Origin of the sequence: Granulicella paludicola (assembly GCF_025685545.1) — a bacterium.
GTDB classification, from domain to species: domain Bacteria; phylum Acidobacteriota; class Terriglobia; order Terriglobales; family Acidobacteriaceae; genus Granulicella; species Granulicella paludicola.
Window position 1 is genome coordinate 1 of the sequence record NZ_JAGSYC010000016.1, and the last position, 21,877, is coordinate 21,877.

Genomic DNA, 21,877 nt, shown 5'->3' on the forward strand with positions numbered 1-21,877 from the left:
GGGGTGTGGGGAGGCGGGAATCGCTACGCTCATCCCGCCTCCCCACACCCCTAATGGCGGTTATCTGAACACAGAGATAGCTGCGCTACACTAACACGCAAGATGGTTCAAAAGCTCGGGCAGGCCAGGCCCAAAGCCTTGTCACTGTCAATCAACCTCTTTCCGGATCGATGCCGATGTGATTGACGGGATTCTACTCTCGTCAATTTTAGCTATAAGGCCTTGATTGTCGTCGTATAAAAGGGCTTTATTGTTGGCATCTGCGCGAGCGATAGCATTCATTTCATAAGCATCCAGGTATCCGATAATTTGGAAACTTGCGAACGATGGCTTCCGATGGCCGCAACGAATGGCCGCATGTCATTGACCGGTGTCCCGCCGTAGATGTCCATCGTGGTCTTGATGTCAGCGTGACGCATCATGTCCTTGAGTTGAGCCGGAGTTGCGGTGGTAGAGCCCTGCCATGACTTGTAGCTGTGGCGTAGGCTGTGCCAGCCGATCTTCGGCAGTCCTAGCAGAAGAGCCGTTGGCTTGATGTGCTTGTGGAGGATTGTGTCCCCGCGCATGGGTGTACCGGTTTTAGGTGAAGGGAAGCACCACTCGCTCGTGGAAGTCGTTTGATGAGCGAGAAGGGCTGTGACTACGGCACCTTCGATGGGTAGGATCGCACCGGAGGCGCTGGTCTTCACCTCTTTCAACTCACCGTGGGTATATGCTCGCGTGATCGTCAACGTGCGACCCTTAAAGTCGAAGTCCTCCCACTTCAATGGTAAGACCTCCTCGACACGAAGGCCAAGGCTTGCCGCTACCAGCACCATAAGAGAGTAAGGCTGCGGCAGTGCGGCGACCAGCTTATTGACCTGCGATATCGTAACGAGCACGATGGGCTTCTCCCGCTTCGTCACGCCCTTCACCCTGATCAGTTTCATAGGGTTTTCTCTCATGGGTAGCAGCCGCCAGAACATCGCCCGGTCGATGTTCTGCTTCATAAGCCTTCGAGCCCGTCCTTTGGACGCCGCAGCCAAAGGCTTGCCATCCTTACCCGATGCCCTCTTTATCTTGCGGATACTTCCACGTTGATACTGCTCACTCATGTTTGCTCTCCCTCTATGAATACGCCCTAAAAACAGTGATAAGCTGTTTCTGTGGGGTTTGCGGGGTTGAGCAAACCGCTAAGTTTTTGATTTCAAAGTTCTGCGGGAGTAGTTCAGTGGCAGAACGTCAGCTTCCCAAGCTGAATGTCGCCGGTTCGATCCCGGTCTCCCGCTCCAGACTTTGGCTGCAAAGCACAATGGCCGCTCTCGATGAGAGCGGCCATTGTGCTTTTGTAACTTGCAGAGACTATTTCTTGACCTCCGCGGTCTGTGTTTTCTGCTGTGATGGCAGCGTGTGGTTTTCAAGTGCCAAGGCTTCGGGCATGTACGTCAATGCCTTCTGCACCTGCGGATCCCACTCGGTGATGACCTGGTTGCCCAGCGTCTGGCCAAACTGCGACGTGAACATCTCTTTCTTGATCATCGCCTTCGTCCAGTCGAGGTTCTCGGCGAACTCCTTGTCCGTGAACTCGATTTTCTTATCCTTCAGGAAGGCTTTGAACTCCTGCTGCATCGCATCGTCCACCGGCATGTCCTTGGTGATCGTGTGCGAGGAGAGGTAGTGCTTGGAGAAATCGAAGAACGCGTAGTGCTGCAGTGTCACATCCTGGAAGTGATCGCTCTTCAGCTCAGGCAGCTTCTCATCGGGAGTGATGCCGCCGCCGCCGTATACTGTGCGACCGGAGTCGGTGGTCTTCACTTCCTTATTCGTAGCATTTGCTGGAGCCGCATCGTTGCGCACATAGTAGTAGTCATACAGCGAAACACCGTCGTAATTACGTTGTATGAGGCGGCCCGAGGGTGTGTAGTAGTGGAAGGTCGTCAGCGCGAGACCGCTGTTTTCGCTGATCGGAAAAACCGTCTGCACGAGTCCCTTGCCGAAGGTCGTCTCGCCGACGATCAGAGCGCGGTCATGGTCCTGCAGCGCACCGGAGATGATCTCCGCTGCCGAAGCGGTATTGCGGTTCACCATGATCACGATCGGATACTTCGCATCCGAACCGCTCGGTGCGCGGTAGACCTGGTCAGGGAAGGCGCGTCCATGCTGCGAGACGACGACCTGCCCCTTCTGCATGAACTTGTCGCAGACGTTGACAGCCTCGTTCAGCAGGCCGCCGGGATTACCGCGGAGATCGATGATCAACCCGGTCAGGCTCGGCCCGAACTTGTCGAGCGCCTCCTGTACCTCGTGCGAGGTCGTCTCCATCTCGTTCGTGATGTGTATGTAGCCGACGCCGGGCTTGATCATGAAGGCCACGTCAACCGAGTACTGCGGAATCTCATCGCGAACCAGGTCGAAGACCAGCGGCTTGGCGGAGCCTTCGCGGCCCATCGTCACGCTGACATGCGTTCCGCGGGGTCCCTTCAGCACGGTCGCGACTGCGAGCGAATCCATGCCCTTGGTGTCCTTGCCGTCGACGGAGAGAATGACGTCGCCCGGACGGATGCCTGCGCGGTAGGAGGGAGTTCCTTCCATCGGGGCCAGTACGACGATCTTGTCGCCCTGGGGCTGAATGCGCATGCCCACGCCAAAGTATTTGCCGCGCTGGTCTTCGCGCATCTGCGCATACGATTTCGGATCGTAGAAGTTCGAGTGAGGGTCCAGCACGTGCAACATGCCGGGGATCGCGCCGTCGTAGATGGCCTTGTCGACCTTGTCGCCGTCCAGTTTGTCCGCGTAGTTCTGCTCCACCAGCGCATACACGTCGGTGAACGACTTCATCGAATCACGCAGCGTCGACTCATCGGTCGCCGACTGGGCCGCCACCCGGCCGCCCAGCAGGGAGCCGGTCAGGCCGCAGGCTGCCAGGAAGAGCGTCGCTGAAAACAGCGCGCGGCGGGTGTTGGAGGAGGATTGCGTAGCCGGAGAGGAGGAGACAGGTGAGGCCATAGGATTCGGAGAACCTCTGAGCTTTCAACCGGGAGTAGGCAAGAATTTGCCCAAATCGCTCCCGTGAGCTGATTTGACGAAGTATACCATCGCAGGGTGAGCGACCGCTCCGGCCCAAACATCCGTGCTATCAGTCTCCAAACCCTGCTTCCCACACCCCACGATGATCCGTCTCACGGTTAGAATACTCATTAGTCAGCAAGTGGCTCCCTGAGCCGTGAGCCGGCGTACCTCTGCCCAGCAATCTCTGTAGCGCAAGGCCGTAAAGGCAGCAGAGCCATAAAGGATCGGATGACCGAGAAGCACACACGCACCAGCCTCACAGGCCCCCAGGCCTCGCAGACCCCGGCAGTCGCACTGCAAACACCCGGCCTCACCGCGCGTATGGTCGCTGTCACTGCGACGCTCGCTTCCATGGCGATTCTGCTGCTTGTTCCTGCCACGGCAGGAGCGCAGACCCCGGCCCAGCCGCGTTATCCGGTTCCGGGCGCAGGCTTTCCCTCGGCTCCCCAGCTGCAACTGCCGCAGATGCCGCAGCGCCCGGCCATCACAGCCAATGGCACGGTCATCGAAGACGTCATCGCCCGCATCAACGACCAGATCATCACGCGCAGCGAATATGAGCGCGCCCGCCTGCAGATGCTGCAGGACGCCGAGCAGCAGAAGGCCGATGAGTCCGCACTGCAGGACCACCTGAAGGATCTGCTGCGCGACATGATCGACTCCGACCTGCTCATCTCCAAGGGCAAAGAGCTCGGCATCAGCTGCGATGCGGAAACCGTCCGCCAGCTCGACGACATCCGCAAGCAGAACCACCTGCCGGATATGGAAGCTCTCGAAAAGGCCGCGGCCCAGCAGGGGGTTTCTTTTGAAGACTTCAAGCAGAACATCCGCAACCAGTGCATCCGCCAATCCGTTGTGCGTGAAGAGGTAGGTCGCCGTCTGCAGCCCACGCATGCTCAGGAAGAGGCTTACTACCAGGCGCACGCCAAGGAGTTCGAGGTTCCGGAGCAGATCCACCTCAGCGAAATTCTGATCCCCACGCCGGAGAACGCGACCGATGCACAGATCGCTCAGGCCCAAGCGAAGGCCGATGAGGTTGTCGCCAAGCTCAAGGCTGGCGCAAACTTCGCCGACCTCGCCAAGGTCTCTTCGGGTGGTCCCACGGCTTCGGCTGGTGGCGACCTCGGCGACTTCAAGCGCGGGGCTCTCGGCAGCCAGCTTCTTGAAGACGCGACCTTCCCGCTTGCAGTCGGAGCGAATACGGCCCCGATCCGTACCCGCCAGGGCTTTGTCGTCCTCAAGGTCGACGCGCACCAGGCCGCAGGCGTTCCGCCCATGGCTCAAGTCGAAGACCAGCTGCAGCAGGCCATCTATATGGACCAGCTTCAGCCTGCGTTACGCGCGTATCTGACTAAGGCCCGCGGTGAAGCCTACATGGAGATCGCTCCCGGCTTCGTCGATACGGGTTCGGCCACGAAGACCAACAATTCGAACTTCGCCTACACGGCTTACTCCGCACCCGCTGTGAAGAAGAAGATCCAGAATAAGCAGCGTGCGGAGCAGGAGCGCGCAGCGAAGGCGCAGGCAGCTCTGGCAGCGGCTCGCGCTCGCGTTGCTGAAAAGCAGCAGGCCAAGGCTGAAGCCGACAAGGAGAAACTCTCCGGCGGCAAGCGTGATGTCTCCGGCAAGCAGCCGAAGCGGAAGCGAATTCCTCGCGAGAAGATTCGCTACGGTCAAGCTCCTCGGAACTCACTGCCGACGGCAACCACCGTTACGGCGACCGAAGCAGGCGCTCCGCTGGCTGGTCAAGCAGCGGGCGTAGCGATGGCTCCTACGGAGTCCATCACCTCGATCACCACCGGAACGGGTGCAGAGCCCGAGTCCACCAGCGATAACGCTGATGCGTTGGCTCCGGTCGAGGGCCAGACGAAGAAGACACGCTTCTCCGGTACGCAGACCAAGGCCGAAGTCGATCGCGCCAATGCCAAGCTCTCCAAGGCAGAGACGAAGGCGACCATTCGTCCCGTCGCTGCAACGCACGAGGCCACGGCAGACGAGAAGGCCCGCTCTGGCCCGCTAGGTCTGAACGGCGATCAGGTCAAGAAGGTCAAGAAGAAGAAGGTCAAAGACGCTCCGAAGTCCCGTCTGCAGGCGCAGCCCGAGAAGCCAGTAGAAAAGGCTGCTCCGATCGCGCCGACCGTCAACCCGCTCGTCACCGGCGGATCGACGACCTCGGCACCGAAGAAGGATGCGCCGAGCTCGGACAACACGACGCTGCCCTCTGCTGCCCCCACGGCTCCTGGCGCCTCACCTGCCGGGCAGCCGATTCCGGCAGCCACCTCGGCCGAACCCAACCAGCCCGCAACGACGCCGGCTCCCCACTAGAGCACGGGAAGGAACAAAGCAGGCAAAGAGGATAGAGCGAACCATGCTCTATCCTCTTTGCTTTGCCGTGTTGTTTCCGAGAATCCCGTCCATCCTCTAGACTTTGCACTAATGAAAGATTTCTTCATCGCCGACGCCGCCAGCTTCGAAGGTCAAAGCATCACGACCTTCTTTCTTTTGTCCTCCATCAGTTCGCGCGAGGGCAAAACCGGCAAGCCCTATCTTGCGCTCACACTTACCGATAAATCCGGTCAGATCGATGGCCGCATGTGGGACGACTTCGCTAAATTGATCGAGACCTGCACCGCAGGCTGCTATATCAAAGTCCAGGGCAAGCTCGACAGGTACAACAGCAAGCACCAGTTCATCGTCACGCAGATGCGTCCCGCGCTTGCCAATGAGATTGACACCGCCGATTTCGTCCCCACCAGCATCTACGACATTCCTACGATGGCCGCCGAACTTCGCGGCTACGTCGCGGCCTTCAAGAACTTGCACTTGCAACGGCTGGTTCTCAGCTTTCTCGATGACCCGAAGCTGGGCCCAGCGTTTCTCGAAGCCCCAGCCGCTAAGCGGCTTCATCATGCCTGGATCGGTGGTTTGCTCGAGCACGTCCTCTGCCTGGTCCGTGTACTGCTTTCCGTGGCTCCGTTTTATCCCGAAGCCGACCCGGACCTCCTCGTGGCCGGCGCCATCTTGCATGACATGGGTAAGGTGCGCGAACTTAGCTGGGGCTCCAGCTTCGATTACACCCTCGAAGGGCAGCTGATCGGCCACATCTCCATCGGTCAGGGACTGCTTTACGAGAAGATTGCGCAGCTCGACGCCGAAGCAGCCGCGAAACTTGCAGCAGAAGTTCCTGCCGATTCACCTCTTTTCGCCAGCACTGGAGTCGTGCCCGCAGGTGCAGACACCGAACCTTTTCCGCCGCGCCTTCGCCTGCTGCTTGAGCATATGATCCTCTCGCACCACGGCAAGCTGGAGTTCGGCAGCCCCAAGCTCCCGATGACCCCTGAGGCCATGCTACTTTCCGCCATGGACGACCTCGAAGCCAAGTTCCAGACCCTGCGTAACGAGTTTGCTGCGTCAAAAGCCGCCAATCGCTCGTCCGCAGACGTTACTGAGTGGGTCCGCTCCATGGAGCGGCCTCTCTTCAACTCGCAGAACTGGCTCAAAGAAGAAGAGAAACCCTAGTCGGATCAGATCGGTTGCAAAGAAAATTGGCGCGACACCACGGTCCTTGCATCTAAGAACCGTAGTCAGTCATGCCTTCGTATAAACCCCAGCAGTTGCCGCCCACCGCTTCTCGCCCGCCGTCTTCGGAGGCAATCCCTGTTGGGTTCGATCCGCGCGATCGTGTTGCCGACTCGATTCCAGCGTATATCTCCTATATCGATGATCAGCTTCGCTACATCTATATCAATCGCCCCTACGAAGTAACCTTCAACCTCCCGCATGATCGCATCGTTGGTCGTCCCGTAGCCGAAGTCGTAGGACCAGAGGCCTTTCGTACGATCGGACCGAATCTTCTTGCCGCTCTAGCGGGTGAGACTCGTCGTCTCGAGCCACGCGTTGGCCCTCCTGAGGATGAGCGCATTCTCAGCGTCGACCATATTCCTGACCGCGACGCTTCGGGACGAGTTCGCGGCGTTATCGTCTACGGCCATGACATCACCGAAATTCGCCGTGCCGAACAAGCGCTCCTGAAGAGTGAAGAGCATCTGCGCCTTGCCCTTGAAGCAACCCGAAGCGTCGGATTCTGGGACTGGGACGTCGTCAACGACCTTGTCTACGCAGGCGAACCCTTTGCACGGTTCTACGGTGTTGCTCCGGAGGTCGCGGAGAAGGGTCTTAAGGTCGGCGAGTTCATCCGCATGATCCACCCGGATGACGTCGAGCGCGTCGGCAACGAGATTCAGCGCACTCTTGCCGGCCATGCTGAGTTCAGCTCCGAATACCGAATCATGCAGCACGACGGCTACTTTGTCTGGGTGCTCGCCGTCGGTCGCTGTACCTATGACGAGCTTGGAAAACCGATCCGCTTTCCGGGGGTGACTGTCGACATCACCGATCGCAAGCGCCGCGAAGAGGCTTTGCTTCAGAGTGAGAAGCTTGCTGCCGTCGGTCGACTCGCTAACTCCATCGCGCACGAGATCAACAATCCTCTCGAAGCCGTTACGAACCTGATTTATCTCGCACGAGAGCACGCCGCGGTGCCCGTGGTGCAGCAATATCTTGAAGCTGCAGACGCGGAGCTGCGTCGCGTCTCCGCCATCGCCAACCAAACGCTGCGCTTCCATAAACAGTCATCGCAGCCGCAGGCCATCACTGCGCGTGAGCTCTTCTCCACTGTGCTTGCGCTCTTCGAAGGCAGGCTTAGAAACTCCGGTATCGTTATCGAGACGAGCTACCGCGCCCAGCAGGCCATCGTCTGCTTTGAAGGAGACGTGAGACAGGTGCTGAACAACCTCATGGGCAATGCCATCGACGCGATGGACTTCGGTGGCCATCTCATCATCCGCAGCCATGACGCCGTTGACTGGGCCACCGACCGCAAGGGAATCGTGCTTACCATTGCAGACGATGGTTGCGGCATGTCGATGGAGGTCGTCCGAAATCTCTTCGAACCCTTCTTCACCACGAAAGGTATTGAAGGAACTGGCCTCGGTATGTGGGTCAGCAAAGAGGTCGTAGATCGCCACAAAGGAACTTTGCGCGTTCGCAGCAGCCAACGTCCTGACTACTGCGGCTCCGTCTTCCGACTCTTTCTGCCGCACCAGGAATAGGTCTATGTTTTGCACTCGTCCAGGCGGCGCGCCGCACTGATGAGCGCAATATGCGTAAGCGCCTGCGGGAAGTTTCCGAGCGCACGTTGGAGTTTTGGGTCATACTCTTCTGGCAGAAGACCCAAATCGTTCTGCAAACCTAGAAGCCGCTCGAATAGTTTCTCCGCATCTTCGCGTCGGCCTATTTCTACGAGGCACTCCACCAGCCAGAAGGAACACGCCAGGAAGCATGAGTCCTGCGTCTTTTCCGTCACCGTCGAAAAGCGCATCACTAGCCCATCATTCATCAGCATCTTTTCGATCATCTCGATCGTTCCCACGATACGCGGGTCCTTGAACGGCAGAAATCCAAACATCGGCATCAGCAGGCACGACGCATCGACTGTGTCGGCTCCATAGCTCTGCACAAAGCAGTTCAACGACTGATCGAAGGCCTCCTCGCACACCTCTTTGAAGATCGCATCACGCACCTCGCGCCATGGCTGCGGATCTCCCGGCAGCCCTTGCTCTTCAATCGCCTTCGCCGTGCGATCCATACCCACCCAGGCCATTACCTTGCTGTAGGTAAAGTCTTTCTCATCGTTGCGCTGCTCCCATATGTTGGAGCTCGGTTCCTGCCACACCTTAGCCAGGTGGCGCGCGAGCTCCAACCGCATGCGCTGCACATTCTCGTCGTCTTCGATGCCTGCACCCTTGATGCAATACAGTGCATCCGCGACCTCGCCAAACACATCCAGTTGGGCCTGCTCACTGGCCGCATTTCCTACGCGCACCGGCAGCGAATTCTCATAACCTGCAAGCCATGGCAGCTCGAACTCCGGCAGGTGCCGGTCTCCGCGGATGCCGTACATAATCTGTAGCTGTTCCGGATCGCTGCCCACCGAGCGCAGCAGCCACTGCTGCCAGTTCTGCGCCTCGAAGTTATGGCCCATGGAGACCAGCGATTCCAGCGTGAGTGCCCCATCGCGCAGCCAGCAATAACGGTAGTCCCAGTTGCGGCCTGCTCCAATCACCTCTGGCAAAGAGGTTGTCACCGCCGCAACGATTCCGCCGCTCGGGCGGTACGTCAGGGCCTTCAGGGTCATCAGCGACCGGTCCACGTCTTTCTTCCACTTGCCTTTATAGAGGCTCTTACTGTTCCACCACGTCCAGAATTTCTCCGTCTCGTCGAACGCCCTGCGAATATCGATACGTTTCGGTTCCTCTTCTTCTACCGCGCAGTGCGTCAGTCCGAAACAATATTGTTGTCCTGCGCTCACCGTGAACTTCGCAAAGGCGCTTTCATCGCGGCGCTCGATCGGCAACTCGACTCCGTCCGGCTGCTCGGTTCGCAAGTACATCTTTGCGGGTCCTGCGTAGGCGTACCAAGCTCCGCTTTCCGTCAGGCCCGTCCACGGCATCGTGCGTCCATAGTCGAATCGCGGTCGCAGCTCCATCTGCATCTCCACGCTGCCTTCAAGACCTTTCACCATCCGCACCAGGTCGGAGTACTTCCTTGGCTGCGGCATCTCCTCGCTGTGCAGCTTGCCGATGGGCATAAAGTCGACCACCAGCACTACCCCCGTCGAAGTCTCAAACTTCGTCTCCAGGATCATGGTGCTGCCGAGATAGCTTCGGCTCACCTTGGGCTCTTTCTCTACTGGAGAAATCTGCCAGTGTCCGTTCTTCTCTGTGCCCAGCAGAGAAGAGAAACATGCCGGGGAGGAGAAGTCTGGCCAGCATAACCAGTCAATCGATCCGTCGTTCCCCACCAGCGCTGCTGTCTGGCAGTCGCCAATCATTCCGTAGTCTTCGATCTTCAATGCCATGGTCCTTTGGATGCCATTTCGCCGTTCGCTGTTCCTTCTGAAGCGCTTCTCCCCCGTAAACCTCGATAGCCCCGCTCCCATGTTTGCTTAGGAAATGCGGCCCCAAGATACCTCGATATAATGGAAGTTCATGCTTCGTTTCTCTACAGCCGGCGAAAGCCACGGCGAATCTCTCGTAGCCCTCGTAAGCGGCCTGCCCGCAGGCGTCCCCGTCGATCAGACCTTCCTCGACCACGAACTCTGGCGTCGCCAGCAGGGCTATGGCCGAGGCGGCCGTATGCGCATCGAAAAGGACACCGCGCACATCCTCTCCGGCGTTCGCCACGGTAAGACCATCGGCTCGCCGATTGCGATGACGCTCGCCAACCGCGACTGGAAGAACTGGGAAGAGATCCTGCCCGTCGAGTCCGGCGACCCTGAAAAGCATAAGGCTGTTGCCTCGCCACGTCCCGGCCACGCCGATCTCGCGGGCGCGCTGAAATACAATTTCCCCGATGCCCGATACATTCTCGAGCGCGCTTCCGCGCGTGAGTCTGCCGCTCGCGTAGCCTGCGGAGCGATTGCCAAGATGCTGCTGCGTTCGCTGGGCATCGAGGTCGCCAGCCACGTCACCTGCGTCGGCACCGCCGAGCTCTCCCGCGAGGTCACCTTCGCGGAGATCGCGGCCCTCGCCCAGCGTGAAGAAGTTTTGCTCGCGTGCGTCGATCCTGAATCGGAAGCCCGCATGAAGGCCGAGGTCGACATCGCCCTCCGCACCGGTGACACCATCGGCGGCGTCTTCGAGGTCGTCGTCCATAGCCTGCCTCCCGGCGTGGGTACGCACGTCAACTGGGACGAGCGCCTCGATGGTCTCCTCGCACAGGCGGTCATGAGTCTCCAGGCCGTGAAGGCCGTCGAACTCGGCCGAGGTGTGACTGCGGCCCGCACTGCTGGCTCCAAGGTCCACGATGCGATTGCGTACGAAGGCACTGGTGAAGGCTTCACCAAATTCAGCCGCGAGGCCAACAATGCGGGCGGTCTCGAAGGCGGCATCTCGAATGGCGAAGACCTCGTCGTTCGTGGCTATTTGAAGCCCATCAGCACGCTGCGACGTCCGCTGGCTTCGGTTTCGTTTGAAACGCGAGAGGTCACCAAGGCAGCCTACGAGCGCTCCGATGTTTGCGTTGTACCGGCTGCGGGTGTGGCTGCGGAGGCAATGGTCGCCCTTACTGTGGCGCGGTGCGTCATCGAAAAATTTGGCGGCGACAGCCTCCACGAGCTTGAGCGCAATTACAAGGGGTATTGCGAGCAGATAAAATCTTTCTAGAACGATGCCGACCGAAACCAAACCCGATACCGTCGAACAGAAACGCGCCGCTCGTAAAAAGACCAGCGAGGCCGTCCGCAAGTCTGCGAAGAAGCTGCACGAGGTCGTGAAGTATCCCGACCCTGTCCTCGCCCGCGAAGGCGACACCGTTATGGAGTTCGGTCCTGAACTCGCTCAGTTCGTCGAAGAGATGTTCGACAGCATGTACGCCGCGCAGGGCATCGGTCTCGCCGCGCCGCAGATCGCGGTCTCCAAGCGCATCACCGTCATCGACACTTCCTTCAACGAGAACCCCGAAGATAAGATCGCCCTCATAAACCCCGTCATCATCGAGCGCAAGGGCACCCTCTACGAAGAAGAAGGCTGTCTCTCGCTGCCTGATATCAACGAGAAGGTGAAACGCTCCGCCTGGGTCAAGGTTCGCGCTCAGGACGTCCACGGCGAGTTCTTCGAGGTCGAAGGCGAGGAGCTTCTCTCCCGCGCTCTGCAGCATGAGATCGATCACCTGCACGGCGTTCTCTTCATCGACCACCTCAGCCGTCTGAAACGCGACCTCATCCTACGCCGCATCAAGAAGATGCAGAAGAACGGCGAGTGGTAGCTCTTCTTCGTCGCGAAACGCGGCCCGCTTTGCGTCTGCGGCATTTGCGGTCGCCCTTGCTCCTCACTAACCACTTCTCACTGTCTTTATGAAACTCGTCTTCTGCGGCACCCCGGACTTCGCCGTTCCATCCCTCCAGGCCGTCGTCGACGCTGGCCACGAGGTGGCGCTCGTGCTGACGCAGCCCGACCGACCCGCCGGCCGCAAGATGGAGCTCCAGGTTCCCGCAGTCAAACAGCTGGCGTTCTCACTGGGCATTCCCGTCGAGCAGCCCGCCAAGCTCAAGACTAACGCCGAACTCCGCGCCAAGCTGGAAGCGATCGCCCCTGACGCCATCATCGTCGTCGCCTATGGTCGCATCATCCCTGACTGGATGCTTGCTCTCCCGCGCTTCGGCAACATCAACGTCCACGGCTCGCTCCTGCCGAAGTATCGCGGAGCCGCCCCGATCCAATGGGCCGTCGCGAATGGCGAAACCGAAACCGGCATCACCACCATGCTGCTCAATGCCGGCCTCGACACCGGCGACACTCTGCTGATGCACAGCATTCCCGTAGGTCCGGACACAACATCCCCACAGCTTTATCCACAGCTTGCCCACATCGGTGCAAAGCTGTTGGTGGACACCCTTGCAGGCCTCAGCGCAGGCACCCTCCACCCTACTCCGCAGGACCATGCCAAAGCCACTCTCGCCCCCATCCTTACTCGCGACGACGGCCGCCTGAGCCCTGCGGCAAACGGCGCACAGCAGGCCTATAACCGCTGGCGAGGCTTCCATCCGTGGCCGGGCTGCTGGGCCAGCCTGCGCGGCAAGCGCTTTCTTATCCATGCTTTGCGTCCGATAGTGGAAGGCCCGTCTCTAGCCCCCGGCCAGCTCGACATTTCCACAGGTTCGCTCCTCGTGGGCATGCAAAACGGCACAATCCTCAGCCTCGACGAAGTTCAGCTCGAAGGCAAACCCCGACTCTCCGGCGCCCAGTTCGCCCGCGACTATCAACTGAAATCCGGAGAGCGCCTTGACTAACCCGCAGAATCCCGACGCCGCGAAGAAATCCACCATCACTATCTCGCCGGCCCGTGCCGCTGCCTTCGAGATTCTCGAACGCGTCGCGCTCACGGATGCACACTCCGACGACCTGCTTCACTCCTCGCGCCTCACCGACCTCTCGCAGGCCGACCGCAATCTGGCAACGACCCTCGTCCTCGGTGTCCTTCGCTGGCAGATCGCCCTAGACGCGCTCATCCAGCCGCTGCTCTCGCGCCCCGACATTGAGCTGCAGTCCGCCATCTCCACGGCGATCCGTCTCGGGGCCTTCCAACTCCGCTACCTTGATCGCATCCCTGCGCACGCTGCCCTCAGCGAATCCGTTGAGCTTGTCCGGCATGCCGGCGCTCCGCACGCGTCAGGCATGGTCAATGCCATCCTTCGCAAGCTCACCCGCAGCGAACCACCCCGCATCCCGCTCGTAGAAACAACCAACGCTCTCGCCGTGCGCCTCTCGCACCCCACCTGGCTCGTCACCCGCTGGCAGAAGAACTATGGCCGCAACGCGGCTGTCGCCATCTGCGAGTACGACCAGCAGCCGCCCGAGCAGGGAGCTCTTTTCCCTCAGACCGAAGGCGAGACAGAAAATCAGCTCCCGCGCATGGACGACGGTTCGCGCCTCGTAGCCGAACTCGCCGCCGCTTCCCACCCGGCCCCGCAGCGCATCTGGGACGCCTGCGCCGCTCCCGGTGGCAAGACGCTCATTCTCGCTCATCGTCATCCGCAGGCCGATCTGCTCGCCACCGACATCAGCCCCCGTCGCCTCCGAGCTCTCGAAGCTCGCCTCAAGCCGACGGCCCCGCAGGTTCGCACCGCCGTCGGCGACGCCGTGAACCTTCAGGCAGATGAAGCCGCCTTCGATCTGATCCTCTGCGACGTTCCCTGCAGCGGCACCGGCACCCTCGGCCGCAATCCCGAGCTAAAGCTGCGCCTGCAACCCGCCGATCTATCCCGACAGGCCGTTCGTCAGCGGGAGATCCTGCACACAGCTCTTTCGGGCCTCGCCCCTGGCGGACGGCTGCTGTATTCCACCTGTTCATTGGAGCCGGAAGAAAACGAACAGGTCATCGCCGCCGCTCTCGCCCGCGCGCCCAAGGGCATCCAGCAGGCTCCGCTTGACCCCATCCTCGCAAGCCTGAATCTCCCAGCGCAGAACCTTCTCCGAGACGGCTGCCTACGTACCCTGCCCGGTAATGGCTTTCGAGGCGACGGCTTCTTCGCCGCCCTCTTCATCCGCGAATAAATCTGAATATTGTCATCCTGAGCGGAGCGAAGGACCTGCTCTTCGCCCCCAGTTCAGAGGTGTCATCTCGACCGGAGGCGGTTTCATCGCCGAACCGGAGATACCTGCTTCTCGCACTGTCCCATGCTGCTTTAAGGAACCTGGAGACTAAGCGGCCCAGTTGGCACTACAGCCTTCTTCACTATCACCGCAGGTTTCACCGGCCCGGTCGTCCCGGTTTTCCCCGTGGCCCCGACAGCGCCACCCGGTTTGGCCACCACCGCAGGCGCCGACACTGTGGTTCCCCCCAGCGACACCCGCACCGAATCCCCCTTGCTCACCCGGAACCCTTCGCCGGGAGCCTGCGCCGTCACCACCGGTCCATCGCCCACGCCAGCTACCACCAGCCCCAACGCACTCGCAGCGCGAATCGCCCCAGCCGACGTCATCCCCAAAAACGAAGGCAGTACAAACCCACCAGCCGCCGGTGTCTCAGCCGAGCTGAGCAGTAGGTTCACTCGTGGCTGATCCATACCTCCATTGGGCGGCGGCGTCTGCGCGAGCACCATATCGTCCGAGCCCGGCGCTTCGATATGCGCCAGCGTCCCCAGATCCAGCTCGTCGCGCCGCACATCCACCGCGGCGTCGCGCATCGTCTCACCGACAACATCGGGAATCGTCACCTGCTGGGGCCCTAGGCTCTCCGTTACGCGCACCAGCCAGCCATGTCGCACCACGGTATCCGCCGCCGGAGCCTGTGACAGAATGCGTCCCGCCGGGATCGTCGTCGAGTAGTACTTGTTCTCGATCATCAGGTCGACGCCGCTTTCGAGCGCGCCCTGGCTTGCCTCCTGCACTGTCTTGCCCATCAGCTGCGGAACCGTCACCTCGCGCACATGCAGCGCAAAGCGCAGCGTGATGCCTGCGGCCACCAACATCACCGCCACCATCGCCAGCGCCGTCAGCAGCCACTCGCGATGCCGCCGAACCCACTGCACCGTGCGCAGTGGCAGCAACATCAATCCGAGCAGAAACTGCGCAAGCCTGTACATCATCGTCGGTTGTCCGTAGCCGGCTCCGGATGGATCAGCACCCGCGACACCTGCGGGTGGTCCAGCCTGAACTCGCTCTCAAAGTTGGTGATGATCTCGTGCACGGCCTCCATCGGAAGCTCGTCTGGAAGCGTGCAATGGCAGTTTACCTGCACGCTGTTCGCCGCGCCGCCATGCCCGCGCGTTACGGTGATCTCATGCACATCCATGATCTCTGGAAAGTGGCTGGCCGTCTGCTTCAGCTGCTGCTCAAGGTTCTTGCTCGCTTCCATCGAAGCTGCCGTAGCAATCGTTGCAGGCTCGCTTTCAATGTGCGTCAGCAGCGTCGCAATCCGAGGCACCTCCGCGCGAATCGCCGTCTCCAGCTGCGTCGCAATCTCATGCGCCTCACGCAGCGATAGCGTCTCCGGCACCTCAAGATGTTGTTCCACATGCAGTCCACCGTTGTACTCCTGCACGCTCACATCGTGGATCGCCAAATTCGAACGCGAGGCCACCGCCCGAATCCTGTCGAAGACGCTCTCGCCCAGCGTTGCCGTCGGCACCGTATGCACCACCACGTCAGCGCCTGGCAGCCGCTTCTGTACGGCTTCCGTCGCCGCAAACACAATCTGCTCTGACCGCTGAAACGTCAGGCTGCGCGGCAGCTGCAGCGTGAGGTCCACAAACGTGTCCGGACCTGAACGCCGCACACGCATCCGCTCTACGCCAAGCACACCTTCGGTCGCCGTTAGCTCCTGCTTTAGATCATTCTGGATCTGCGCACGCATCTCCGGCGGCGTCGCATCCAGCAGCGTATCCATCGTCCTTCGCCCCAGCTCCCAGGTCACGCGCAGAATGATAGCGGCCACCACCAGCGCCGCGACCGGATCGGCGTACTCCATCGCTGGAATATGGAACCTCTCTCCCACGAACGTCGCCAGCAATCCCACCAACACCGCAGCCGACGACCATATGTCCGTCCCGAAGTGCAGCGCGTCCGCTTCCAGCGCATCGCTGTTGTACTGCTTCGCTATCTTGTGCAAACCACGGGACCGCGAGAAGTCCACCGCAATCGACAGCAGCAGCACGAGAAAAGGCCATACCGACCACTTCAATTCGAGATGCTCATGATGCAGAATCCGCAGCACGGCCTCGCGCCCGATCCACACGCACGAACCGATCATCAATACCGCTTCAAATGCAGCCGAAAGGCTTTCCAGCTTGCCGTGGCCGTAATTATGCTCGCTATCCGGCGGCTTGTCGCTCACGCGGATCGCCATTAGCGTGACACCTGCCGCAATCAGATCGATGCCCGAGTGCGCCGCCTCGCTCAACATACCCAGCGAACCGGTCAGCACACCCGTCATCAGCTTTAGCAGCGTGATGCCGAACGCAGCTCCGAGCGAACTCATCGCCGCCGCCCGCTTCGCTGCTCCGCCGTGATCGGTTGTCATCAAGCCCGCCATCCGACTGAGCATATCAGCCGTGATCTTCTGTGGCTTTAGCCCACAGTTATATCTTTGTCGTTTCGAAGCGCACCGAAGGAATCTGTTTCCTGCAGTCCGTTGGGCCTACCGCTTCACTCCGCGATACAGTCCCGCCGCCTTCATAAAATACCCATCCCACCGGGGCTCCACAAATCCCGCATCGCTCATCATCGGAAGCATCTGCGCCGCTCGCGGAAACCTCGCAATCGAAGCTGGCAAGTAGCTATACGCCGCACGCTGTCCCGAGATCACGCCACCAATCAGTGGCAGACCGTGGTGCAGATAGAGGTTATAGAAAGCGCCGCTCAGCCCATCCGGTTGGTTGCACTCCAGGATGCCGATCTGCCCGGCCGGCTTCAGCACCCGCGCAATCTCCTTCAAGCCGTCCGCGTAATTCGTCAGATTTCTGAACCCGAACGCCGCCGTCACCAGGTCGAAGCTCGCATCGGGGTAGGGAAGTCGCATCGCATCCCCCTCGACCCATTGCGCATTCGCCTCTGCATACTTCACACGAGCGCGACCTAGCATCTCCGCTGAAAAATCCAGACCGGTCACAGCCTCGCCCTGCACGGGACGCAGCTTCATCAGTGCCGCCGTCATATCGCCCGTGCCACAGCATAGATCGAGTATCTTCGCCTCGGGCTTTGCAAGTACGTCCTTGAAGCTGCTAGCCGTGCGCGACCACCATCGACGGTCCAGCCCCATCGACAATAGATGATTCAGCAGGTCATAGCTCGGCGCTATCGCATTGAACATGCCGCGAACGTTGGCTGCCGCAGCCGCCTCGGAAACCTCGTCAGCGGTGCGTGCACCGGTGGTGATGGGAGGAGTTTTCAACATCAGGCTACGCCTTCTTTTGCAACCATCGCCATCATGCGTTGAGCTGTATACGTTAGTTCATCAACGGTCACATCTTTCACAACGACCGCGTCCCCAATACCTTTAGGCAGGATGAAGCTGCGCGCGCCGCTGCGGTTCTTCTTATCCTTGGCTGTCAGTGCGACGAGTTCCGCGGGGTCTGCCTCGAAACGTTTGAGCGGGCCGTACGTCTTGATGACGCGCTCCATGCGATCGTGCTCGGCTTCCGTCACCAGACCTCGGCGCTTGGCGATCGCCACGGCCGCGAGCATCCCCCAGGCAACAGCCTCACCATGCAGCAGAGTTTTGTATCCCGTCGCTGCTTCAATCGCGTGGCCCAGCGTGTGTCCCAGGTTCAGGATCATCCGCAGCCCGCCTTCGCGCTCATCTGCGTGCACGACATCGGCCTTCATCTGCACGCTGTCGGCAACAACCTTCGCCAGCGCAGCCTTCGCGCCTGCCAGCACTGCGTCACTCTGCGCATCCATCAAGTCGAACAGCGCACGGTCGCGAATGATGCCTGCCTTCACTGACTCCTGCAACCCTGCTCTCAGCTCCGCGGCAGGCAGTGTCTCCAACGTGTCGATGTCCGCAAATACAGCCAGCGGATGATAGAAAGCTCCAGCAAGGTTCTTCCCTGCGGCCAGGTTCACGCCGGTCTTGCCACCCACGCTGCTGTCCACCTGTGCCAGTAGCGTCGTCGGCACCTGCACGTAGCGAATCCCGCGCATATACGTCGCCGCAAGATACCCGGTCATGTCGCCGATCACTCCGCCGCCAAACGCAATCAGCACCGAGTCGCGATCTGCGCCGCCTTCTGCCAGCTCTTCAAGCAGTCGCTCGATAGTCGAGAGCCGCTTATGCTGCTCCCCTGCAGGAACACTCAACACGGTCGGAGCGACAGGCAGACCGCTCGTGAGCTGCTGTCCCCAGATCCTCCAGATCTCGGGCGACGTCACCACGAAGACCTTCTGCCTGCCAGCCTTAAGGCCGCCGCCCAGCAGCGCGTCTACGCGCGCGCCTACCTGCGCCACCAGGCCTGTGCCGATCTCGACGAAGTAGTTCGCCGTCGGCGTGGTTACTGCAATCTTTTTTGTCTCGCTCATCCTCTTCAGGATACCGCGCTATCGCCCCCCCGCGCTGCTACCAGTGACGCAACAATCGTCACCCCAAGCACGCCAGCAATCACCGCTAGCGATACCCCCGGGCCAATCTCAATCCAGTCCTGCGCCAGCATCTTCGCGGCCGCAAACAGCAGCACCACGCCCATGCCATAGTGCAGAAACTTCAGCTTTGATAGCGCCAGCGCCAGCAGCACGTACAAGCTGCGTAGGCTCATCACTGCCATGATGTTCGAGGTATACGCGAGGAACGGGACGCGGGTAATACTCAGCACCGCTGGTATCGAATCGAGTGCAAACACCACATCCGTCAGTTCCACAGCGATCAGCGCCAGCAGCAGCATGGTCGCCATCTTTTGACCCTCCTCGATCACAAAGAAGTGATCGGTGGTCATGCTGATAGGCCGCCACTTTGTTAGCCACCCAATCCACGCCGGCGTCTCCTCTTCGCTGTCATGCGAAGGGATCATCATCCGTATCGCCGCATAGCCTAGGATCGCGGCAAATACATACTCGATCCAGTGAAAGCGTGCCAGCAGACCTACGCCGGCAGCGATAAATAACCCTCGCATGACCATCGCGCCGGTCACGCCCCAGAACAGAACCTTCGGCTGCCGATTCTCCGGAACGCGAAACAGCCGGAACAACAGCAGAAACACAAACAGGTTGTCGATCGAGAGGGACTGCTCCAGCACATACGAAGCCAGGTATTGTGTGGCTCCATTTGAACCGTACGGCCTCACCAGCAACCCAGCGAGCCCCACCGCAACCAGCGCCCATAAGGAGACAGCCCAGATCGCCTTACGCCGCGTATCCCGCACCAGCCGCGACAATCCGAACTCCAGCGCGAGCAGAACCGCCAGCGCCACATGAAACCAGATCCAGTACGAGAGTGGAGTCACTCTATCGAGCTCCTCTCGTCCTCAGTGCGTGTTGACCAGCTTCACCAGATCCAGAAACAAATCTGCCGAGACCTGCAGGCTCTGCGCGCTCAGCTTGTCCATCGTGTCCTGCACGGTGTGGTGGTACGCCTCAGGATTGCTCGGCGTCCCATACTCGTAGTCGATGACATCGAGCACCGGCACGCCACGCTGCTTGAACGGCAGATGATCGTCCTCAATCGCCTGCCCCTGCGAGGAGATGTAGTTCGAGTGGCCAGTGTCCTTCGCGGCCTTCGTCAACAAATCTTCCAGCCACGGCGTCGAGTTGTTCTCGCGGTCGATTTTCATCTGCTTCCAGCCGATCATGTCCGCCAGAATGAACGCTTTGATCTTCGGGAGCGTGCCATCGCCGCTCCACTTCGCTGCCAGATGCCGTGTGCCGTATAGCGAATCCGAAGCGCTCCAGTTCGCAATCGCCTCTTCGCCGTCAGTAAACACCAGCCACACGGAGTACCCCGTCGGCGGATGTTCGCGATAATACTGTCCCAGCGCGATCAGCAGAGCGCTGGTGCACGCGCCATCGTTGGCGCCCACAAAGTTGATGTCTTTCAACGGAAAGTTCGTCTCGTAGTGGCTCGCGAGCACGATCACGCCGTCCTTCTTCGCCGGTCCTGCACTCGGAAACTTCACGATCAGGTTCCGCATGGTGAACGGCCCTGCCGGTGTGCTGCGCGCCACAAACTCGTCGACGACAAAGTTCCCCTTTGCCGCTTCTGGTTTGAAGTGGTCCTTGATGAACTTCTCCGCGGCCATGTGTCCTTCGGAGCCCACATATCGCTTCGGTGCTGCGTCCACATACTCCTGCGTCAGCTTCAACACCGCTTGCCCGGAGATGCCATTGCTCCTCGCCTGCGCCCCGCAAACTCCGGTCGTCGAAACCGCTGCCAGCACCCATGTCGCTACACCAAACGCACCAAACCTCATCAAGCCCCCTCAGTTGTTAAGCAGCCTTCGCTTTATTGCGGTTGCGTCGATCTGGATGCACAAAGAACGCCACGCCCACACCCACGAAGTACAGCACCAGCATCGGCGATGCGAAGACGCACATGCCGATCGGGCTCGGGTCCGGGCAAAGAATCGCGGCCAGCAGAAAGATCGCCAGCACTGCGTAGCGAAAATGCTTGAGCAAAAACTTTGCATCGACGATACCGAACAGCGCCAGGAAGAAGATCACCACCGGCAATTCGAACGTCACACCCAGCCCGAGAATTACCGCCAGAAAGAAGCCGGTGTAATCGTCGATCGTAATCATGTGCGTGAAGTTCTTGCCGATGTCCTGCACCAGAAACTTCATCGCTCCCGGCAGCACATACCTGTACCCAAACCAAGCGCCGCTTAGGAACAGCACCACCGTCGTGCCCATAAACGGGAACACATACTTCTTCTCGTGCGAGTACATGCCCGGCGAGATAAACAGCCACACCTGGTACAGAATGAAGGGGCTCGCAATGATCGCGCCGCATACTGCCGACGTTTTGATCAGGAAGTTCATCGCATCCGTCGGATGCGTCATCGTCATCTTCAGCCCGATGTCCACCAGTGGCTTCTGGATCGCGTACAGCAGTTTCACGTGGAACGCGTACGCCACGATCATGCCTGCAAACAGGTAGCCCACACTCCAGAACAGCCGCTTGCGCAGCTCCTCCAGGTGTTCCATCAAGCTCATGCCCGGCAGCTCTGCCCGGTCCTGCACCGCATTTCGAGTGCGTTCCGCCAGCTCAGTCGCCATGGGTCGTCTCCGCAGTCTCCGCCATCAGCGGCTCTTCTTTTTTCTCGGCCGCAGGAATCGAATCCAGCAGCCCGCCTAGCGCCCCGCCACCGGAAGCTCCACGGCTTCGTGCCGCAGGCAGGCCCGTTGACGGAGGCATAATTTTCAGCTCGCCAGCCTCGGCAATGGGTAGCGGAGCCACGTGTTCCACCGTCGTCTCCAGGACCTCCACCGGAGCAGGTTCTTCGGAAGCTACTCCCGTGCTCGTCGCGGCAGGCTCTTCTACCGTTGGCGGTATCTCCAAAGCAGGAGCCGCTGGGGCTGCCGCCTCCATCGCCTCGATCTTCTTCAGCCGGTCGGCCTGCTCGCTCTGTCGCAGCTCGTCTTCCATCTGCATTTTGAACTCGTTGGAGGCACGCCGAAACTCTCCCACCCACTTGCCCAGCTCGCGCGCCAGCACCGGCAGCTTCTTCGGGCCGAACAGCAGCAGCGCCAGAACGAACAAAAACACACTGTCTTGAAAACTGGGCATAGTTCCTGTCTATAGTTCCTTATCCAAGGTACGAGTCTCACTGGACTTCGGTTTT

General features: G+C 60.1%; 18 protein-coding genes and 1 tRNA gene. 8 read left to right on the forward strand and 11 right to left on the reverse strand.

Features of this window, described 5'->3' with window-relative positions:
• Positions 1-278 precede the first annotated feature (278 nt).
• Positions 279-929 carry a tyrosine-type recombinase/integrase gene (locus OHL14_RS01120; RefSeq protein WP_263377464.1) on the reverse strand — a complete coding sequence of 217 codons (651 nt, stop codon included), beginning with the start codon at positions 927-929 and terminating at the stop codon, positions 279-281.
• Positions 930-1,196: 267 nt separating this feature from the next.
• Here OHL14_RS01120 and OHL14_RS01125 point away from each other — a divergent pair.
• Positions 1,197-1,271 (forward strand) — tRNA-Gly (locus OHL14_RS01125).
• Positions 1,272-1,341: 70 nt separating this feature from the next.
• Here OHL14_RS01125 and OHL14_RS01130 read toward each other — a convergent pair.
• On the reverse strand, positions 1,342-2,985 hold the full coding sequence (locus tag OHL14_RS01130) for a S41 family peptidase (RefSeq protein WP_263377465.1): 1,644 nt from the start codon (positions 2,983-2,985) through the stop codon (positions 1,342-1,344).
• A 291-nt stretch (positions 2,986-3,276) separates the two neighbouring features.
• Between OHL14_RS01130 and OHL14_RS01135 the strand changes: the two genes are divergently transcribed.
• The 3 genes from OHL14_RS01135 (at position 3,277) to OHL14_RS01145 (ending at position 8,159) form a co-directional block, all read left to right on the forward strand.
• Positions 3,277-5,373, forward strand: coding sequence for a peptidylprolyl isomerase (locus tag OHL14_RS01135; protein WP_263377466.1), 2,097 nt, complete (start codon positions 3,277-3,279; stop codon positions 5,371-5,373).
• Positions 5,374-5,484: 111 nt separating this feature from the next.
• Positions 5,485-6,567: a 3'-5' exoribonuclease YhaM family protein gene (locus tag OHL14_RS01140; RefSeq protein ID WP_263377467.1), complete on the forward strand. Its 1,083-nt coding sequence runs from the start codon at positions 5,485-5,487 to the stop codon at positions 6,565-6,567.
• A gap of 71 nt (positions 6,568-6,638) precedes the next feature.
• Positions 6,639-8,159: a PAS domain-containing protein gene (locus tag OHL14_RS01145; protein ID WP_263377468.1), complete on the forward strand. Its 1,521-nt coding sequence runs from the start codon at positions 6,639-6,641 to the stop codon at positions 8,157-8,159.
• Between the two features lie 2 nt (positions 8,160-8,161).
• On the opposite strand, the gene OHL14_RS01150 is transcribed toward OHL14_RS01145, so the two are convergent.
• Entirely contained in the window at positions 8,162-10,048 is a 1,887-nt protein-coding gene (locus OHL14_RS01150) for a glycoside hydrolase family 15 protein (protein ID WP_263377469.1), read from the reverse strand.
• Positions 10,049-10,097: 49 nt separating this feature from the next.
• Here OHL14_RS01150 and aroC point away from each other — a divergent pair, with 49 nt between their 5' ends.
• The 4 genes from aroC (at position 10,098) to OHL14_RS01170 (ending at position 14,162) form a co-directional block, all read left to right on the forward strand.
• Complete coding sequence (gene aroC / locus OHL14_RS01155) at positions 10,098-11,273, forward strand: chorismate synthase (protein ID WP_263377470.1); 1,176 nt, start codon at positions 10,098-10,100, stop codon at positions 11,271-11,273.
• 4 nt (positions 11,274-11,277) lie between these two features.
• Positions 11,278-11,874 carry a peptide deformylase gene (def, locus tag OHL14_RS01160; RefSeq protein ID WP_263377471.1) on the forward strand — a complete coding sequence of 199 codons (597 nt, stop codon included), beginning with the start codon at positions 11,278-11,280 and terminating at the stop codon, positions 11,872-11,874.
• 88 nt (positions 11,875-11,962) lie between these two features.
• Positions 11,963-12,898, forward strand: coding sequence for a methionyl-tRNA formyltransferase (gene fmt, locus OHL14_RS01165; protein ID WP_263377472.1), 936 nt, complete (start codon positions 11,963-11,965; stop codon positions 12,896-12,898).
• Positions 12,891-14,162, forward strand: coding sequence for a transcription antitermination factor NusB (locus OHL14_RS01170; protein ID WP_263377473.1), 1,272 nt, complete (start codon positions 12,891-12,893; stop codon positions 14,160-14,162). Before fmt ends, OHL14_RS01170 begins: the two co-directional genes overlap by 8 nt.
• Before the next feature lie 131 nt (positions 14,163-14,293).
• Here the strand turns inward: OHL14_RS01170 and OHL14_RS01175 are convergent, their stop codons facing one another.
• The 8 genes from OHL14_RS01175 to OHL14_RS01210 all read right to left on the reverse strand — a co-directional run bounded on the left by OHL14_RS01175 (position 14,294) and on the right by OHL14_RS01210 (position 21,822).
• A complete protein-coding gene (locus OHL14_RS01175) occupies positions 14,294-15,196 on the reverse strand; it encodes a PASTA domain-containing protein (protein WP_263377474.1) in 903 nt (300 codons plus the stop codon).
• Entirely contained in the window at positions 15,193-16,629 is a 1,437-nt protein-coding gene (locus tag OHL14_RS01180) for a cation-efflux pump (RefSeq protein ID WP_263377475.1), read from the reverse strand. The genes OHL14_RS01175 and OHL14_RS01180 overlap by 4 nt, the downstream gene beginning before the upstream one ends.
• A gap of 117 nt (positions 16,630-16,746) precedes the next feature.
• Entirely contained in the window at positions 16,747-17,502 is a 756-nt protein-coding gene (ubiE, locus tag OHL14_RS01185) for a bifunctional demethylmenaquinone methyltransferase/2-methoxy-6-polyprenyl-1,4-benzoquinol methylase UbiE (protein WP_263377476.1), read from the reverse strand.
• Complete coding sequence (gene aroB / locus OHL14_RS01190) at positions 17,502-18,626, reverse strand: 3-dehydroquinate synthase (protein WP_263377477.1); 1,125 nt, start codon at positions 18,624-18,626, stop codon at positions 17,502-17,504. The genes ubiE and aroB overlap by 1 nt, the downstream gene beginning before the upstream one ends.
• A 5-nt stretch (positions 18,627-18,631) precedes the next feature.
• Positions 18,632-19,543 (reverse strand): TerC/Alx family metal homeostasis membrane protein, encoded by a 912-nt coding sequence (locus OHL14_RS01195; RefSeq protein WP_263377478.1) that lies wholly within the window; start codon positions 19,541-19,543, stop codon positions 18,632-18,634.
• A 21-nt stretch (positions 19,544-19,564) separates the two neighbouring features.
• Positions 19,565-20,506, reverse strand: coding sequence for a M28 family peptidase (locus tag OHL14_RS01200; RefSeq protein ID WP_263377479.1), 942 nt, complete (start codon positions 20,504-20,506; stop codon positions 19,565-19,567).
• Between the two features lie 16 nt (positions 20,507-20,522).
• Positions 20,523-21,311, reverse strand: a complete 789-nt coding sequence (tatC, locus tag OHL14_RS01205; protein ID WP_263377480.1) for a twin-arginine translocase subunit TatC — start codon at positions 21,309-21,311, stop codon at positions 20,523-20,525.
• Positions 21,301-21,822, reverse strand: coding sequence for a Sec-independent protein translocase subunit TatA/TatB (locus OHL14_RS01210; protein ID WP_263377481.1), 522 nt, complete (start codon positions 21,820-21,822; stop codon positions 21,301-21,303). The genes tatC and OHL14_RS01210 overlap by 11 nt, the downstream gene beginning before the upstream one ends.
• Between the last annotated feature and the right edge of the window lie 55 nt (positions 21,823-21,877).

Bases quoted from the DNA above. Each gene is read 5' to 3' on its own strand.
- OHL14_RS01120 (WP_263377464.1), bottom strand. From the start codon at position 929: ATGAAACTGATCAGGGTGAAGGGCGTGACGAAGCGGGAGAAGCCCATC.
- OHL14_RS01130 (WP_263377465.1), bottom strand. From the start codon at position 2,985: ATGGCCTCACCTGTCTCCTCCTCTCCGGCTACGCAATCCTCCTCCAAC.
- OHL14_RS01135 (WP_263377466.1), top strand. From the start codon at position 3,277: ATGACCGAGAAGCACACACGCACCAGCCTCACAGGCCCCCAGGCCTCG.
- OHL14_RS01140 (WP_263377467.1), top strand. From the start codon at position 5,485: ATGAAAGATTTCTTCATCGCCGACGCCGCCAGCTTCGAAGGTCAAAGC.
- OHL14_RS01145 (WP_263377468.1), top strand. From the start codon at position 6,639: ATGCCTTCGTATAAACCCCAGCAGTTGCCGCCCACCGCTTCTCGCCCG.
- OHL14_RS01150 (WP_263377469.1), bottom strand. From the start codon at position 10,048: ATGGGAGCGGGGCTATCGAGGTTTACGGGGGAGAAGCGCTTCAGAAGG.
- aroC (WP_263377470.1), top strand. From the start codon at position 10,098: ATGCTTCGTTTCTCTACAGCCGGCGAAAGCCACGGCGAATCTCTCGTA.
- def (WP_263377471.1), top strand. From the start codon at position 11,278: ATGCCGACCGAAACCAAACCCGATACCGTCGAACAGAAACGCGCCGCT.
- fmt (WP_263377472.1), top strand. From the start codon at position 11,963: ATGAAACTCGTCTTCTGCGGCACCCCGGACTTCGCCGTTCCATCCCTC.
- OHL14_RS01175 (WP_263377474.1), bottom strand. From the start codon at position 15,196: ATGATGTACAGGCTTGCGCAGTTTCTGCTCGGATTGATGTTGCTGCCA.
- OHL14_RS01180 (WP_263377475.1), bottom strand. From the start codon at position 16,629: ATGACAACCGATCACGGCGGAGCAGCGAAGCGGGCGGCGGCGATGAGT.
- ubiE (WP_263377476.1), bottom strand. From the start codon at position 17,502: ATGTTGAAAACTCCTCCCATCACCACCGGTGCACGCACCGCTGACGAG.
- aroB (WP_263377477.1), bottom strand. From the start codon at position 18,626: ATGAGCGAGACAAAAAAGATTGCAGTAACCACGCCGACGGCGAACTAC.
- OHL14_RS01200 (WP_263377479.1), bottom strand. From the start codon at position 20,506: ATGAGGTTTGGTGCGTTTGGTGTAGCGACATGGGTGCTGGCAGCGGTT.
- tatC (WP_263377480.1), bottom strand. From the start codon at position 21,311: ATGGCGACTGAGCTGGCGGAACGCACTCGAAATGCGGTGCAGGACCGG.
- OHL14_RS01210 (WP_263377481.1), bottom strand. From the start codon at position 21,822: ATGCCCAGTTTTCAAGACAGTGTGTTTTTGTTCGTTCTGGCGCTGCTG.